Below are 18,038 nucleotides of genomic sequence, written 5' to 3'. Positions count from 1 at the left end.
AAAGCGTTTATTGCGGTCCTCTGCAATTTTAATGACGCTCATGCTCCTGCCTGATCATCCGCGATTCTCCATACTAAACACAGATTATTCCACATTAATCAAAAGACTTTAGCTCTTTTCCATTGACAATGACATTCTTTAATGAAACATTCTTTAGATAATCCACTTTAAATGCTTCTTTTACCCCATCAATCTTACAATTGACCATTGTAAAATCAGTTACAGGTGAAGATTCGTACGCTGTGGAGAGCACAGCATACTTTCCACCACCTTTTACATGAAGATTTTCGACCCAGATATTACGGATTGTTGGGATGTGTTTTCCGGGTTTTTCATAAAACATATTGAATCGTACAGCTGCTTCTTTATATTGTCCCACTTCCGTGTTATAAAAAAACACGTTTTCAATAATACCACCTCGGCTGGAACTGGTTTTTATGCGTAGCGCCCGATCCAGATTGGGACTATCCATCACATTGTTAAGTGCGTAGATATTTTTGGCTCCGCCTGCAATTTCGCTACCGATGACGACGCCGCCATGCCCATCTTTCATTTCACAATTTTCGATGATATGATTTTCTGCGGGCCGGCCAATATTACGCCCATCTTCATCTCGCCCCGACTTAATGGCGATGCAGTCGTCGCCCGTATCGAAATAACAATTTCTGATCCATACATTTTTACTTGCCTCAGGGTCACAACCATCATTATTAGGTCCATGGCTAACCACCTTTACACCTTCGATCAATACATTCTCACACAAGACAGGATTAAGATTCCACATGGGCGAATTAATTAGCTTCACATCAGCAATCCAGACATTTTTGCAGAGATAAGGCTGTACAAAATTGGGACGAAGAAAATGTCCATCGCCAAATACCCTTTTATTCGGATCCATCTCTTGGGCCATCTGCTGATGCAAAATTGCCCGAGCAGGCTTTTGTTCGCCAGGACGGTCTTCGTGCCAGCCATATTTACGGGCACCGCACCAATACCACCAATGATCATTATCGGCATTTCCATCCAGCAATCCTTTTCCTGTAATCGCTATATTTTCTTCTTTATACGCATAGATAAAGGGGGAAAAATTGATACATTCCATGCCTTCCCAACGCGTGAAGACCATCGGATAATCAGCACTATCCCGACTAAAGAGCACCGTTGCACCTTCGCTGATATGAAGATTGACATTGCTTTTCAAATAAATAGCACCGGTCAAATACACACCTTTGGGAACAACTACCCGTCCCCCGCCGCGCTTATTGCACGTTTCAATTGCTTCTTTAAAGGCTGCCGTATTTTTTGTTTTCCCATCTCCAATTGCGCCAAAATCAGCGATGGAATAATCTTTCTTTTTGAATTTAGGGGCCACAATGATCTTTTTGAGTTGTTCAATTTCCTTTAGCGGTTGCTGAGCACTCGTCCAGGTTTTCTGTTGTGCTTGACTTGCGACGCATGCAAAAAGTGCGAGCAGAATACTAAAAATCTTTTTCATCGGTATATAATTGTTTTATGAGCGAATAAGTTTAATCCATTATGCATTGCTGTTTTCCAGAATAAATAAGCAGAATTATTGCAGTTCCTTTTTATCATTAGCGCTATTTAACTGCGTACAAATTCTTTACAATATTTCAAAAACAAAAGTTGTAGCTGTATCCGCTTCCCCACCTTGGGTTGCTCCAAATAGGAAACGAGGTTTATCTGTTATTTTATCCATTAAAATCATGGGCCGCTCCAGCCGACCAAACCGTTTCAAATTTGCCGGTGGTGGCGGTTCCTGGACATATTCAGCTAAATTTAAATAGGCTACTTTTGGTTCGGACCATTGCAGCCCATCTGATGATGCTAAGATTAGTCCATATTCATGATTATAGAACCCCATATCCCTTGCGATCAAACAATACTGTCCATCCTGTTTCCAAACGAAAGCATCTTCGAGCTGTGCATTATGAGGGCGGTCCGAAAAGTCAATCACTGGAGATTCAGACACCTTTAGGTATGGCCCCAAAGGGTGATCTGCTTTGGCCAACCCATATTTCCGATTTCCCCGGACAGAACCTTTATCATGGAGGTATTCGGCTGTATTCCAAGATTTGTAGTAAAGCCAAAATTTACCGTCATCCCCTTTTAAAAATGCTGGATTTGTGGTGCAGTGGTCATCCCACGCTCCTTCTGCCCCGGGCAATAAGATCGGATGATCACTCCGTTTCCAAGGCCCATCCAAGCTTTTCGCTGTTGCCACACCTATCCTTTTCGTATCTGTCTTTCCATTGGAATTTCCCATATAAAATAAATAATAGCTATCATCTATTTTTTTTATCAAGGGATTATGGCAAGTGGTACTGTCCCAAAAACCTTCTCGAGGTTGTAAAACAATATCCTTATGTTTGAATGCTTCGTAGGGAGAATCGGCAATAGCATGGGCTATTTCAGAACCTTTGATCCAGCCCCCCATTCCTTTTTCCTTTCGCCAACGCGAATAAAAAAGATGGACTTTCCCATCCTCGCCCCAAATCGGTGATGAACACCAAATAAAATAATCCTTTAATTGTAATGAACGACCGATCGGTTTCAATTTGAAATAGGGCGACTCTATCCTACCTTTTTGACCCCATGTACCTAAGGGGAGCAAGGTTGTCATCCATAAAAATGCGTTTGACTTTAAGAAGACTCTTCTATCCATTTGAACATTCCCTTCCGTTGATTTACAATTTGGTTTAATCAGATCCGTAATGTTTACACGAATCAAGCCGTAAGATAATAAAACGAGTGAAGCCACCTATCCTGCGCTATCCTGCAACCGATTGCAAACCAATATTTACAAACCTTCTAAGGGTTTCCTCAAAAAAAAACTACCCATTCTAGTACAGAACAGGTAGATTCACGTTTATTATATTCACTAAATTAATAGCCTGGATTTTGCATTGCTTGTTTTTCTGCCGGTGTCAATGCGGCACCACTTTCAATATCCCGGATTCTGTGTATACAAGCCCGGGCTATTGTCGAGCTCAGATTGTGGCACTGGGTATAACACATAGTTTACTTGAAAAGCAGACATTTGTTTTGCTACATCGTCCTTCGTGATCCAAGCCTTCATAACAGATTCGACTGTTCCGCTACGTATCAGATCAAACCAGCGTGTTCCTTCACCAATAAACTCCCGTCTCCGTTCGTCCATCAGCTGAGATTTAGTTACATTCGCTAACTCTGTTGTCAATCCAGCGCGTTTTCGAATTTGATTAACAACCGCATCCACATCCGTCGTTGTAGAACCAGAAGCACCATTCAATACACATTCCGCTTTTAATAGCAATAGATCTGTATAACGAAACACAATGTAATTGATGGGCCAATCGGTTCGGCTCGCTGGTACTTTCGTCACATCAACAAATTTTTTAACGAAAGGTCTATTTTCCGCCACTTTATTATATACAAATCCCTCTTGGATACAAAAAGGTCTCCGCTTATCATCGGCGACATAAGTACTCATAAAGTCGTTTGATACTGGTCGAATCGTCAGCCCGCCTTGCGTGCCCAATCCAAGTGAATTGAACCAATTGTCAGGTACCAATACCCAAGGAAAAGTTGAACCGACAATCGGATTCGCTCCACTAGCATATTCAATATTAAAAATAACCTCCTTGTTGCGTTCTTTATTATAATCGAATATGTCAGTATACTTGTCCAATAGAAGAAACTCGTTACTGGCAATAATGTCATTGAATTGTTCGACTGCCTTTCCCCACTCATTACTTTTCAATCCAGCTCCTTCTACACCTAAAGTAGGTCCTGACCGCGTCATATAAACTAATCCCAACAACATCTTTGCGGCATATTTATTTGCATGACCTCGGTCGGCCTCAGCATACCCACCTGGCACTGGTAAAGTTTCCACTGCTTTATTGAGATCGCTGATAATTAACGTATAAATATCTTCGACTTTACTGCGCGGAATTGTTTTGGCTTCCTGGGCCGAAACAACATGATCAATCAACGGAACCTTCCCGAAGTAACGCAGCAGATCAAAATATAGAAAAGCACGCAAAAACTTAGCTTCACCCTCCATCCGATTGCGCAATCCCTCATCTGTAATCACGGCCCCACCTTTGGATTGCAGCTGCTCCAAAAAATTATTTACGCGAAAAATCACATTATAATTCGTATACCAAGCTTCTTGCACATAGGGATTACTCGCAATCGTCTTATGAAAACTATTGATCCCTTCCCAATCACGTACTCCACCATCCGAGATAGCATATAAATTGTCCGAGCGGGTTTCGGAAAGGTTCATCAAGCGATCCGGATACTTTTGGAGGCCATTGTATAAGGCATTTACGCCCTGCACAAAATCATTCGTTGTCTGAAAAAAAGTTTCAGAGGTTGCATCTGAAATGGGTTGTTGATCCAGATCCATTTTACAGGATCCAAACAATCCTAAAAGCAACAAAAATATAGTTAGTTTTTTCATGATTTTAAAAATTTACGTTTAAACCAAAGGTGATTGTCTTCGGAATCGCTAAACCGCCATAATCTCCAGCTTCTGGATAGGTATCGCTTCCGCTCAGATTGGTGTTGGACGACTCAGGATTGACACCACCATCATATTTGTCTTTACCCCAAAAGTTCTCCAAAGTCATAAACAGGCGAACCATACTAAGTTTGGATTGGCTGCCCACCTTCATATCTTTGATGTTATAGCCTAAGGTTATATTACGCAGTCTCCAATAGTCCGAAGAATACAACCAATCTGTATTTTTAATACGTCCAAAGGTTGAATAGGCTTTTCCAACGCGACCTTCTCCTGGGTCATCTTCTGAACGCCATCTATCCCGATAGAAGCCCAATGCATTGTCCGAAGCTCCTTGTCCCGTACGTCCCAGTGCTCTACCCAATAAAGAATAAATATGCCCACCATTTTGCCCTTGGAACATAAAGCTCAAATCAAAGTTTTTGTATTTAAAATTATTGGTAATACCCCAAACATAATCTGGATTGGGGTGCCCGACAATAACACGGTCATTGGCATCAATCACACCATCACCATTGGCATCGACATAACGTGGATCTCCGGCTTTCTCATTACCAAATAATGCAGCGCCATTGTCAATATCTTGCTGACTCAAAATCCCATTCTGTTGGACTACATAGATACTGTATAGCGGCTCACCAACGCGTAAGAGGCTATGCTGTATATCGAAAGAAGATGGAATCAATAAATCCCTCTGACCGCCATCCAATCTGGTTATCTTATTGGCACTATGACTGATGTTGAACGATGTCGACCATGAGAAATCCGCTTTTTTCATGTTATGCGATGTAATTTCCAAATCCCAGCCATTACTTTTTAGTTCGCCCGCATTGTTTAAGTAAGATCCAAATCCGGTTACATACATGGCGGGAACATTCAGCAAAAGGTCACTACTTTTCCGAGTATACCAATCAAAAGATCCGGCAACTCGAGAACCAAAAAGCCCGAAGTCCAATCCAACATCGTAAGTACGTGATTTTTCCCATTTTAGATCAGGATTCGCAATATTTTTTGGTGCTTGCCCCGGAACAGACTTATCATTTCCAGCATAGTTATAGATTCCCAGCAAGGGAATACTTTTATAATCGTCAATATTATTGTTACCAGCCGTACCAAAACTACCCCGCAGTTTTAAATCGTTGATAAAACTCAACGATTTCATAAAATTTTCGTCCGACAGACGCCAACCCAATGAAAGAGAGGGGAATAAACCCCACTTGGTATTGGCACCAAAGCGAGAAGAGCCGTCTCGCCGAAGACTTGCCGAAAATAGATACTTTCCATCAAAGGCGTATTGGACACGACCGAAATAGGACAACAAAACACTTTGTGTTGCCCCCGTTGAAGCAACAGTAGCGACGGCGCCATTCAAAGTTTTAATTGAGCTATTGATATACCCGTCTTTCGATGTAATCGATGAGGTTTCTAATTTGTCAAAATTATACGCTTGCCCTACCAAAGCCGTAATATCATGCTTCCCGATATTGATCGTGTAGTTCAGTGTATTTTCATTGACAAAGGTCTGTCTACGGTATACACTGTTAGAACCATAGGTTGCCTGATTTGGATTTGTGAGCCTATTTGCTAAAGATCCAGCAATCGTATACGGCTCAAACCTATTGCTCCGACTATCTGTTTGATCCAAATTGACAGTTGTTTTAAACGTCAAATGATCCAGGATATGATATTGCCCATAGATGGTCCCAAGCAAACGCGAGATTTTATTTTCGCCCAGATAGTTTTTCAATTTAGCAATAGGATCGTTAGTTGACACACTCCAAGGATACTTATCATTGTCAAGTACATTCACCGTCCCAGCAGGATTATCTTGCACAGGCGACATCGAGTAAATCTGATGCATGATATTATCTTTTCCCTCGACACCCGGATCGTTACCAATGGAATAAGAAGGTGCTAAATTCAAACCAAAACTTAGCTTTTTATTGGCCTTCACCTCCACATTGGCACGCGCTGTATAATTTTTATAATTCAGGCCATGCACAATCCCCTGCTGGTTCATATAATTCCCCGAAACATAATAATTGACATATTCTGTCCCCCCCGAACCGGTGACTTGATAATTCTGTGTGATTCCCTTACGATAAGCCTCATCTTGCCAATCGATCATATATAGCCCTGGGTGCCCCGGTTCAAGCCAACGGTCGTCGTACATATACGACGTATTAAAGGTCCCATCCTGTAACCCTAAGATCTTGCGACGCTCTTCATTACTCTGGGTGGCCAATCTGCCTGTACCCGACGCTACCCATTGGGCATTGATCATTTCAATCTGGCGATCGATCCATTCTTCTCCATTGAGCATATCCAGTTTGCGGTAAGGCGACGAAATACCCACGTAAGAGTTTAAACTTAGTTTTGCTTCGCCGGTACGTCCACGTTTGGTGGTAATCAACACAACACCATTCCCTGCACGCGATCCGTAAATTGCCGCGGCCGCGGCATCTTTCAATACTTCGACCGATTCAATATCATTTGGATTCATATTATCCAATGGATTCCCGGAGGAATAACCTCCAGATGTATTTGTTTTAGCATTTTGCAAAGGAAAACCGTCTACCACATACAGCGGTTCCGTACCTGCGGAGATCGACCCCGAACCCCGGACTTGCACACTGAGACCTTTGCCAGGGACACCCGTCGATTGTTTGACCCGTACCCCCGCAATTTGCCCAATCAAGGCTTGATCAACACGGGCAATCGGACGTTCATCCAAATTTTCAGCTTTAAATTTAGAAACCGGAGCGGTCAGATTTTTCTGTTTTTGCGTACCGTAACCAATGACGACGACCTCATCAAGCGATTCTTGTTTAGGTGTCAAGTTCACTTGTAAAAACGAGAGGTTAGCTACATTTAGGGTTTTAGTGAGGTATTCTATCGAAGTGAAGGTAATTTTATCACCTGGCTTGGCAACGATACCAAATTCACCGTTTTGATTCGTTGTTCCACTACCTTTGCCGTTGACAAGGATAGTCACTCCGCTGATAGGTTGACTTTTATCGTCAACAACTTTTCCCTTCAGCAGTTCTTGAGCATATAATACCTGAGTCAAAGCCAACTGGGCCATTACTACGGTACCATATCGTAAGATATTTTTCATGGGTTGAAGTTTAAATTGTTATTTGTGATTTATATTGGTAACTGGAAGTTATGATATCCCTTTAAACTAACTATCCTGAACTTACAGGCTCCTATGTATCCAGTCTGTTACAGAAACTAAAAAGCCCCATAAATGGAGCTTTTATAATTATTATTTTTTATTAATGTAACAAGTTCAGTTTCTTTTCAATCCAGTTAAAGTTCAATATAGACTTCTTGCCATGGCGAAAAATTGACCAGCCAAGTCCGATTGACCGTCCACACATACAGCAGCTTGTCACCTTGTGTGACGATCGGCCTTTTCGCCGATTCACCCTGAATCACCATGGTCAAATCTTCCTGAAATAAGTTCCTGTCTAACGGCAGATGCGGTACGAAACGATAGCCTTTTTTTAATTTTTCAATAGTCAAGGTGGTGCTATCCCTTTCCTTGACATAGGCGGCAACCTGTACAAAAGGTGCTATCCAGATTCGATCCTTCATCTGAGCGACCTTTTCCAAATGTCGCCATAAGATCCCCGCATCCAGAAAATGATCATAACCGTACGTAATGCCATGCGTCATCGTCACAGCCCATTCTCCTGTTGTCAATAGATTTTCTACCCGTTTATCCAAATTCGCATCCGTACTCTTGCTACCAACCGAAAATTGTGATAAGCGCGTTGCCACTCGATTTTTTGAGGCTAAAGCAATCGCTTGTTCGTTCTTGGAGTTGCCCGGATAACAAAATGTTTTCGGCCATACACCTAGATTTTCATAAACCGCGCTATCATTTTTCAACAGTTCGTATTCTGCTTCGGAAACTGAAAGTTTAGCCATATTACGATGCGCCCAACCGTGATTTGATATCTCATGTCCCGCCGCTCCCATTGCTTTCAGGTCCGCCCAAGTCACCCGAGTGGTATCTTTCATATCTACAGGATCGGTATTCACTTTAGATCCATTGATCCAGAAAGTGGCCGTCAGCCCAAGCTTGTTTAGGCGTGGCACCACTATCGTCGCATATTCTCTTAGCCCGTCATCGAAGGTATAACTGATGGCACATTGCCGATTTCCTTGATATTTAGCGATCTCAAATTTCAGCTCCTGTGCTTTTCCTATCTTTACCGAACATAATGTGATTACCAATGGTATATATAATTCAAGACTTCGAACCAATTGCTTCATCTCTTTTCTATTTGTATGTAGGATCATCGTTTTACTGTAATATCTTTTTGCTGCCGAAATAAATTACCATACATATCCAAACCTTCAACAATAATGCGATAGGTTCCCGGTTCATCGGAAGTAAAGAACTGAAAACTCGTCTTACCCGACTTATTGACCACGATACTCGGTTCCCAGTGGATACTTGTCCGTAGATCTTGGTAAGTCGCCGGATTATTATCAACTTCGTAAGCAGGTTTGTAATAGGTCGTCCCAAAATACAAGCCTTGTGGACTGACGCTGATTGAACCATAACGATCAGGTGCTTTGGCTAGGTTTCCACGTCCGACTTTGGTGGTCAATACAAAGATGACACTATCTTCTTTTCCAGCATGAATCCCAACGCCATATAAACCGGTGTATACACTACTTCGCAGTACTTCTACACTTTCTATGGCATCTGGTGGAATATTCTCCGCTAATTCAGCATCCAGTATACGTCCATCTAAAAAGAAAATCGCCAGTGGTGGCCATTCCATATCTAAATTCCATCCCTTAAATGTCCCGCCAATTTGATCGTGTATCGCCGAACCCAACAAACCATAGCCCTTAAAATCATCTGCATTAAATACAAAGTCAGCATTGCCACGACCATTGAGGTTTTGCGAATGTATCGCTGCTTTGTTGCGTTTCCGCTCCACCAAAACTTCGTCCAATAAGATGGTGTTATCTTTTAAGCCTACACGTGCTAATTGGGCAAAATAGGCTTGTGCCAGCTTTAACTCTTGTTGATAGGCACGATTGACGTCATTTTGTTCCAAGGGCCAATTGCGGTTAAAACCGACCTCCGCCAACGAATCTGTCCAAATGTCAAAACGAACCCGCTTCTTACCTTTCGCGTCTTGTGCATAGAGCATAAAATGACTGCTATCCGGAAATTGCAGATCCGGGAATTCAAAATAGCCCCTTTGATCGGTATATACTGCTTGAACATCCAACATATTCGAGGAGGGTATCAAATTGACTGTCCCTTTTGGCACCGGTGCCTTTTGACCTAACTTCTTAAGATAGCCACGGATCGACAGGCCCTTTTCGACCGCAAATCGTGGTGTAGACACTGTTGCCAAGTTCCACCAGTCAACCTTTCGCCAGCCTTGTGTCAATACTAAATAATCCAGATCGGTTGTCCTGATCCGATGACCGTCCAGGTAATATTCGGGGCGCTCGATAAAGCCTTTGAGATCGGCACTTAACAACAGACTTGTCAAGATATTGGGGACGTTGATGGTATCACTCGCTGCAATCTTTCCCAAATGGATCACCGCAGCCGAAAATGCACCGATTCGCCCTTTAACACTATCTTGCCGAAGCTGTACTCCTACATTGACTTGTTCACGCAAGTCATACTGTGCCTTGTCCAGAAGAAAGGTGAATAGCTCGCACACGCTGTTCTTTTCATGAAAGAACGGACGTTCAGCGATCGGCAAAAAATAATCGTCCAATACCGAGCAGGTCAATACGCCCTTTGGAAAGTTTGTCGTTGGCAGTTGAAGCGCGATCTCGGGTGCAGTCACCGACACCGTTTTGAGGAAAAATACCTGGCCCAAATGCTGTACCACTACCTGGAGCTGCTGTCCCTTCACGAGATCGGGCGAAGTATGCAATCGTAGCATTCGTTGCCCTTTTTGCAAGGTGTCTAATATAACCGCATACCCACTGGTATAGATTTTCGGAAAAATAACAGATTGCTGCTTACCATAGCCAAAGCAAGCGGTAACCTCCACTGTCCCTGCAATAGGCACTTGTATTTGTGTTGCTCCCATCCCTAACTCATTGGTGGACACCTGCACCAAGGTATCGCGTCCCACGCGAAAAACCAACGTTGCTTTTTCGCCCAGTCCACGGGAATTAACCACCTTGAAAGCGATGCGATTGTCGTAGCCGGCCAACAGCCTTCCACCTTCTGGCAGCAGCTGCACATCGGACGATTCTTGCGCAATCAGGGGATTCACCAACTTACGGATTGTCCGGCCATCGGTTTGAAATGAATACGCCATATGTGCTTGCATCAAGCCACGGTCTACATTCACGGTTACTTTTCCCAATCCGTCCGTCCGTACTTTAGCCGTTTGTAACACCTTTTCATCTTGCGTAAATGTCACATTCACATCCGTATTGACGATCGGCACTTGCGCAAAGGCCCTCAGTTCGAGCTGGTAGCGGCCACCTTGTTCATTCGGTTGCCAAGTCGTCTGCGTAAAGACCTGGTCAGATCGGCCATTACCGATTGCCAAAGTCCGGTCAAATAAATAAATAGCTTCATCATTCCGCATCCAATTGGTATATGCCCGTAATCGGTAACTACCCTCGGTCAAGGTATCCGGTAATGCGATGTCACCCACACCTAAGCCATTATACAAAGGTATTTTAATCAGTTTTGCTCTTCGCTGATCGGCGCCAATCAATTCGACATAGGCGACCTTACTTCCGTTGGACAATAGGTTTTCCAGACCAACGGTACAATAGATCTTAAACCAGATCGTCTCACCAGCGACATAGCTATTTTTATCCAAATGCAGGTACAATTTTTCCTCCAGATGTGTTGCCTGCGCTTGTTGTAACCGCCTAAAAAAATCAACAGGCTCTTGCGCCTCTCCCGACACAAAAAAGCCAGCGATCAATAGCAGTAACGAAACTGATCTTTTGACCGCTGGCGATATGAAAGAACGGATAAACAATTCTATTTAATTTTAAATGGTAAATACCAATTTTTGGGATCCATCAATTTGCTGCGCACAGCTCCCGCCTTCGGGTTATTGGCTTTCAAGAGTTTTTCGTAGACTTTATCTGCTAAAAATGCTGGATCGTTACGGCGGCGTGCAATACGGGTTAAGTCAGACCAACGCTCGCCTTCGAATGCTAATTCGTACGAGGATTCTTCAATGAGTTTATCCTCCAGATCCAGCTTCGGAACATCAAACTCCATCATCATTTGACCATAACCATTCACCGTCCCCGGTGTGTAAAGGACACCGGGAAATTTCCATTCTGGCATTGTTGCTCTTCCCCTGACGCCAATACTCCGGTACCAAACACCGCGGGCAAGACTGGCATTATCACGTGCATCAAAATAATATGGTGAAGATTTGGGGTAGGTCACCCGATCCAAACCAAACCCTTGATGGGTAATCTGCGATTCCAACTCAAAGAAACTACTTGCCGCTACGGTACCCAAACTTGTAAATGCACCATAATAGAAGGTTCTGATCAATCCCCTATTGGCTAATGCAAATGCCAATCGCCCCTGACCATCTTGATTGGCAGCTTCGGCAAATCTTAAATGTGCGCCTGCTGCACGATTGATATTCCATCGGCCGCCTTTGTTGAGCAGGTTTAAGACGTCAGTCGAATTATCGGTAAACTTTGTGATTACAGGCTCACCATCAGCGGCAATTTCGTACGATAACTTCCCCCTGGGATCCCAAGGAATACCGTTGCTATTCGTCTGCGAATTCCATTCATCCATAATTTTTTGGGATGGTCGTAACTCGTATTTCCCCGTTTTGGAAAACAACGCGATAAAAGGATTGCCCGGCGCGAAAGAATTACTATACGGTATCGACCAGTTCCACTCCGAATTCCAAATTTTGTTGGTATTGGGTAGCGCAAACATACTGCGCCAGCCTTCTGAGACCGAGTTAACAAGCGACGAACCTTCTTGCGCCCGAGCAAAATTTACGGTAAAATTGTAGGGACCAATCCGATTTCCATTGTACAAATACTCAATATCCGTATTGTTATCTTCGGCCGAAAGAATCTTTTTATACCAGTAGGCGGCCTGATAATAGTCACCTTTCCACAAGTAGAGTTCCCCCAATACATGCGACTTATTGACAAATACCCGTTGGGTATTGGCCCCATCTGTTGTAAACACCAAGCTCGATCCTGTCGGATAAGCATAGGCTTCCATATAAGGTAAGTCTTTGGTATCCTGAATCAAGGAGTCGATCAAATTGTCAAAATTGGTTTTTGGATAACTTTCCAACGCTTTGATCTGCTTGACATCATCAATCGTTGTTTTCACATAGGGTACATTTCCAAAATGCATCCCCAATTGCAAATACAACCAAGCGCGTAAAACTGCGATGTCCGAATAGCGCTGATTGAAATCCGCATTACTCAATTTACCGCTGCTCTCCATAATCTTGAAATTTTTCAATGCATCGTTGCAATTGAAAATAATCTGGTAGAAAGCTGTCGGATCGGCATAGGGATTATCCGTTCCGGCTTCATGGTTGGAGATCTGCTGCAAATAGGGATTCGCATTCGCCGTGACATCGATCAAATCGGCCCGTAATTCATTCAGAATGACATAGCGATCACCCAAAGTCGCCACTTGCCCATAGATGCCCAATACCGCGGCATCGGCATCTGCCAGCGTATTATACGTTTTCGAACTGTCTAATTTATCCTCAGGTAAAAAGTCCAAGGCCTTTTTACACGATGAGATTGATACAATACAGGCCATTGTCGCCCATATTAACTGTTTTTTATATACTTTCAACATGCTGCTGCTTATTACAAACCTAAACGAAATCCTAATTGGACAGATCTAACCAATGGTTCCAATGTCACATCAATACCTTGATGATAGACATCAGCAGATTGTGCGAATTCGGGATCATACCCCAAGTACTTACTGATGGTAAACAAATTATTGGCCGTTCCATACAGACGCACATATTTGATGATCTTTTTATTGACTGGAATACCGTATTCAACCGAAATTTGACGTAGACGCAGGTACGATCCATCCTCGATCCAACGATTTGAAAAACGACTATTGCCCATTGGATCATTATATGTCGCTTTAGGCACATCCGTCACTTGTCCTTCCACCCGCCACCTATTCTGCAAAAGCTCCGTCTGATTGTAAAAGGTACTGCCCGATTCAAGTTGTGCACGGGTATAATTATAAATATCATTGCCCACGCTAAAAGTAAACAAAGCCAAAAATTTCCAATTTTTATACGTGACGGTATTGCTCAACCCTCCAATCAGGTCAGGATTGGGATCGCCAATCACGACGCGGTCTTTAGCGTCAATGAGTTTGTCGCCATTGCGATCCGCAAACTTGGCATCTCCCGCTGTAAAAGCAACCTTATTGCCTGCGGCATCCACAACTGACAAACCTGCTGTCGAAGCTTCTGCGTCAGTACTGTACACACCTTCGAACTGGTAGCCATAAAACGCATTCGGCGCACCACCGGTTTCGGTAATATAGGTAGCACCCGCATATTGGCTAAAACTCGTTTCCGGCATACTCAGCATACGGCTTTTATAATGTCCCAAATTGATACCCGCATCCCATCTAACAGGACCGTTGATAATACGACCGAATACACTCAGGTCAATCCCCTTGGTTCGCATTGAACCATTATTGTATAAATAGTAGCTGATCCCAGATACCGTATTGCCTGGATTATAGGCCAACATATCCCGTGTGGTGTTTTGGTAGATATCCACCGTTAGATTCAGGCGCTCCTGAAACAAGGCCAAATCAAATCCTGCATTTATTTTCTCCACTTTTTCCCATTTTAAATAGGGGTTGGCGACTCCATCGCGGACTAATCCCTGCACGCCCAAAAAGTTCTGTGACACATAGTTTTGCCGTGCATCATAGTTACCGATATCGTCATTACCGACCAAACCATAACTCAAACGCAACTTCGCCAAATTAACTTTGCTGCTATTCTTTAAGAAATCCTCATTGGATAATATCCAGGCACCAGCCACTGCCGGAAATAACCCATAGGTTTTATCCGCAATCCGAACACCCGCACTGACCTGATCGCCAAAACGGGAAGAGCCATCCATGGCGATAGATCCATTAAAAATATAACGATCTTTCCATGTAAAGTTGGCCAATCCATATCCTGTCATATTCGCCCATTTGCCGATATTACCACCATAAGTACGCGATACTGCTGTCGAGTTACCGATACTTACCAACTGGTCGGTGGCTGAGTTATACCCCAATGCATAGTCCTGTTCCGAATCATGTTTGTGGTACCGGATCCCGCCAATGGCTTGTAGTTTACCTGAATATCCAAAGTCTTGCTTATACTGCAAACGTAAATCATTGGAAATGGAATAATACCGCGCTACTTGCGTCCCCAATCGACTGAATACTTCGATGTTGTTGATCGTGTCCTTTGCTACGCCCTTCTTGGGAATAAAAAAATTCTCCTGTGCTTTATCATAGGTTACGGTGGTTAGGTTACTTAATTTAAACTTGTCATTAAACTCATAATTAAAAACCAAAGACCCTAGTAGACGGTACGCTTTTTTATTATTGATACCATTATGAATAATCTGCATCGGATTGGAATAACCAAAATAATCTGCATCGGCATAGTTTGGCGAGACAGTTCCATCCGAAGACACTTCATTGGTATTTAAGATCGGTGCTTTGATCATTGATAAAAACAAAGGATTTGTCTTTGGTGAAAATCCCTGATCTTTGAGATTTTGCTGTCCATAACCAATCGAAATATTACTTTGTGCCGTAAATTTTTTCGTCAATACCATATCCCCATTGAAACGTGCCGTATAGCGGGTCTGCGATGTTTGGTCTATAATCCCTTTTTCGTCATTATACCCAACCGAAAGCGCATATTTCGCAATATCATCCCCACCCGTTACTCGCAGGTAATAGTTTTGATCAATACTACTTTTGAGCACTTCTTCTTGCCAATTGGTCTCATTGTGGTACACGGCATAATCTTCAAATTTTGGATTATCGTTATTAAAGGGCAAGGCTGCAATTTCAGTTCCGGTATATTTACTCGTTGCCAGTACATCATTGAGGTAACTACGATAGGCATAGGCTCCCATTACCGGCAAGCTTTTCGGGCGGAAATTATAGCCCGTATTGGCTTGCAAATCGATCTGCGTAGCAACCTCCCTTGCGTGATTAGTATTTATCACCACGATACCGTTGGCCGCCTTTGCACCATAAATCGACGCCACTACCGCATCTTTCAACACAGTTACATTCTCAATATCACGTACATCGATATGTTGCAAAGCATTGTTCAGGTGCCCTGTCGTAATGGAGGGAGACAAATGCTCAGCATTGTAAACTACTCCATCTACGATATACAAGGGTTGGTTGTTGGTATAGAGCGATGATAATCCGCGTATATTAACGTTGGCTCCGATACCCGGTGTCCCTGAGCGGCGTACGACATTGACTCCTGCCATCTTCCCCTGCAAGTAACTGCCTACTGTTTCAGAATTTTCTTCCCAAGCATTGAACTCCAATTTATCCACAGCACCGCCACTAGACAATACATCATTATCGCCAAAAACAGTTGCTGTTGTCTTATAAAGCGATCGATAATCTGAGGGATACAGCGTCACGCGTAGTTTTCCATCTTTCAGGATCGGAACCTGTTTTGGGATGTAGCCATCCATAGAGACTTCTACAACCGCAGTCTTTACTGGAATGTCCATCGAAAATTCACCTTTGGAATTAGTCAATTTAGCCACATTTTTCCCATAGGTTACCCGTGCTCCAGCAATTACCTTATTGGTTTTACTGTCATAAACCGTACCCGTTACCTTATATTGTGGTCGCGAGATCGTTGTCGCCTTTTTTATAGTAGAATCATTCTCTTGCGCCCATGTGGCTTGTCCCCCTAAAGTCGTGAGCAACAAGATTAATCCTAACTTACTATTCACTTTATTAAAAATCATCTTTGTCGTCATTTGGTTATTGGATAATAGGTACAAATCTGAGGTATTCCAAGATAATTGGCCCAGTACCATTGGACATGACCAATAGTTGCATATTGCCATATACATCTTGGGTTACTTCGCCTAAATAGACCTCATTGGGGTTTAAAGGTTGTACTTCAAAGACCATTCTTGTGTCTACATTGCCCGCACTGTTAAGCACTTGTCGCTTATACTGATCAGGCTCATTGATTGCGACGATACTGGGATCTAAAAAATGGATGTATTGCGTGAATGCAGCTGTCTGTGGATCCCCTGCCAATCCCATAATCGCACGACCATAGACTTTATATTTGCCCACATTCATGCTCAATGCGCGGTACTTGGCATAGAATGATGTTACACCATGATTGTAAATCTCAATATCTTGATATAACGCCCCATTCATGTCGCGTTTATCCCTAAAGAAAATATTACCTCGTTTATCATTCTGCTTGTAACCGCGGGGCTCAACACCTAAAACTTTGATTTCTTTGATTTGATCACTTAGTTTATACGTCAGGTGTTTGACACGATATACCGCTCCGTTACTGGTCTTCGTCCGCGAGATAATATCAGCTGGATTAAGTTGAAAGGCCGTTCCTGTAATGGAGACTACACCAGCCGCAAGAGCTTCAGCGCTCAGATCTCCCTCTACCATAAAATCTCGTAAAACGGCTTTCTTTGTAAAGAAAGTCGTTGTACTATCTGGCCGAGTCGTATTTCCTTCTTCATAAGCAGTCGTGTAATATGGCTTTAACTTGGCATACTCTACCTCATAGCTCTCGTCATCCACTACAAAATAAGTATGCTTACGGTTTTCAGTGGTCATATTCCGTCGCACTTCACTGATCCAAACAGGACTCGTATGATACGTGATTGTCTCACCTTCACGAAACACGGTATCAAAAGAAGCAATAGCTTCCACCTGTTTAGTGTCGGCAAACTTTGATAGCAATAAGTTAAAGATATTCTGTAGAGGTTTAAGCGGTTGGCCTACCACATGATAGATCCCATTACTGGCGATCACATTGCTCTTTGTCGGTACAACGCCATCAAATTCACCATGGGTAAACTCTACATATTTGTTGCGCATATTCAGGGCTTTTACGGTATCAACACCCGTATTCACATTGTAGATCGAATTGATGATATGATAGCCAACAAAACTTTTGACCACCGCTGTATCTGTAAAGTTATAGTCCGCCTTAACTGCTGCCATTGCCGCGTTAGTCGGAATAATCAATGTATAGTTTTTCGAGGCCTTCAATGATTCTGCATAGCCCGATTTATTCAACAATTCCGTAAAGGCCGAGAAATCCGGATTTTCGGAAATCAACTCATACAAGTTTTTTTGTGTACTGGTATTCCCAAAATGATCTTCCCATTTTTTTGTACAGGAGGCGAGTGACAGTAACAAGACCATCATCACCCCCATATATTTTAAGGTATCTTTCATCATAATCTG

Annotated in this window: 9 protein-coding genes; all 9 read right to left on the bottom strand. The window is 42.9% G+C overall.

Annotated elements, in window-relative coordinates; genetic code table 11:
* Positions 1–94 precede the first annotated feature (94 nt).
* The 9 genes from B4G94_RS22515 to B4G94_RS22475 all read right to left on the bottom strand — a co-directional run bounded on the left by B4G94_RS22515 (position 95) and on the right by B4G94_RS22475 (position 18,032).
* The gene (locus B4G94_RS22515) at positions 95–1,495 is read right to left on the bottom strand and encodes a glycoside hydrolase family 28 protein (RefSeq protein WP_286862123.1); all 1,401 of its coding nucleotides are present in this window, start codon (positions 1,493–1,495) and stop codon (positions 95–97) included.
* Between the two features lie 126 nt (positions 1,496–1,621).
* Positions 1,622–2,683 (bottom strand): glycoside hydrolase family protein, encoded by a 1,062-nt coding sequence (locus B4G94_RS22510; protein WP_286862121.1) that lies wholly within the window; start codon positions 2,681–2,683, stop codon positions 1,622–1,624.
* Between the two features lie 279 nt (positions 2,684–2,962).
* Positions 2,963–4,468: a RagB/SusD family nutrient uptake outer membrane protein gene (locus B4G94_RS22505; RefSeq protein ID WP_286862119.1), complete on the bottom strand. Its 1,506-nt coding sequence runs from the start codon at positions 4,466–4,468 to the stop codon at positions 2,963–2,965.
* 4 nt (positions 4,469–4,472) lie between these two features.
* Positions 4,473–7,646: a SusC/RagA family TonB-linked outer membrane protein gene (locus B4G94_RS22500; RefSeq protein WP_286862117.1), complete on the bottom strand. Its 3,174-nt coding sequence runs from the start codon at positions 7,644–7,646 to the stop codon at positions 4,473–4,475.
* A 194-nt stretch (positions 7,647–7,840) separates the two neighbouring features.
* Positions 7,841–8,839, bottom strand: a complete 999-nt coding sequence (locus B4G94_RS22495; protein ID WP_286862115.1) for a polysaccharide deacetylase family protein — start codon at positions 8,837–8,839, stop codon at positions 7,841–7,843.
* Positions 8,836–11,529: a hypothetical protein gene (locus tag B4G94_RS22490; protein ID WP_286862114.1), complete on the bottom strand. Its 2,694-nt coding sequence runs from the start codon at positions 11,527–11,529 to the stop codon at positions 8,836–8,838. The genes B4G94_RS22495 and B4G94_RS22490 overlap by 4 nt, the downstream gene beginning before the upstream one ends.
* Positions 11,530–11,531: 2 nt before the next feature.
* On the bottom strand, positions 11,532–13,358 hold the full coding sequence (locus B4G94_RS22485; protein WP_286862112.1) for a RagB/SusD family nutrient uptake outer membrane protein: 1,827 nt from the start codon (positions 13,356–13,358) through the stop codon (positions 11,532–11,534).
* A gap of 11 nt (positions 13,359–13,369) precedes the next feature.
* Positions 13,370–16,552, bottom strand: a complete 3,183-nt coding sequence (locus tag B4G94_RS22480) for a SusC/RagA family TonB-linked outer membrane protein (RefSeq protein ID WP_286862110.1) — start codon at positions 16,550–16,552, stop codon at positions 13,370–13,372.
* 16 nt (positions 16,553–16,568) lie between these two features.
* Positions 16,569–18,032, bottom strand: coding sequence for a fasciclin domain-containing protein (locus tag B4G94_RS22475; RefSeq protein WP_286862108.1), 1,464 nt, complete (start codon positions 18,030–18,032; stop codon positions 16,569–16,571).
* Positions 18,033–18,038: the final 6 nt, after the last annotated feature.

Origin of the sequence: Sphingobacterium sp. UBA7625, assembly GCF_002484085.1 — a bacterium.
Lineage (GTDB): Bacteria > Bacteroidota > Bacteroidia > Sphingobacteriales > Sphingobacteriaceae > Sphingobacterium > Sphingobacterium athyrii.
This window is presented reverse-complemented; position numbering and strand designations above follow the sequence as displayed.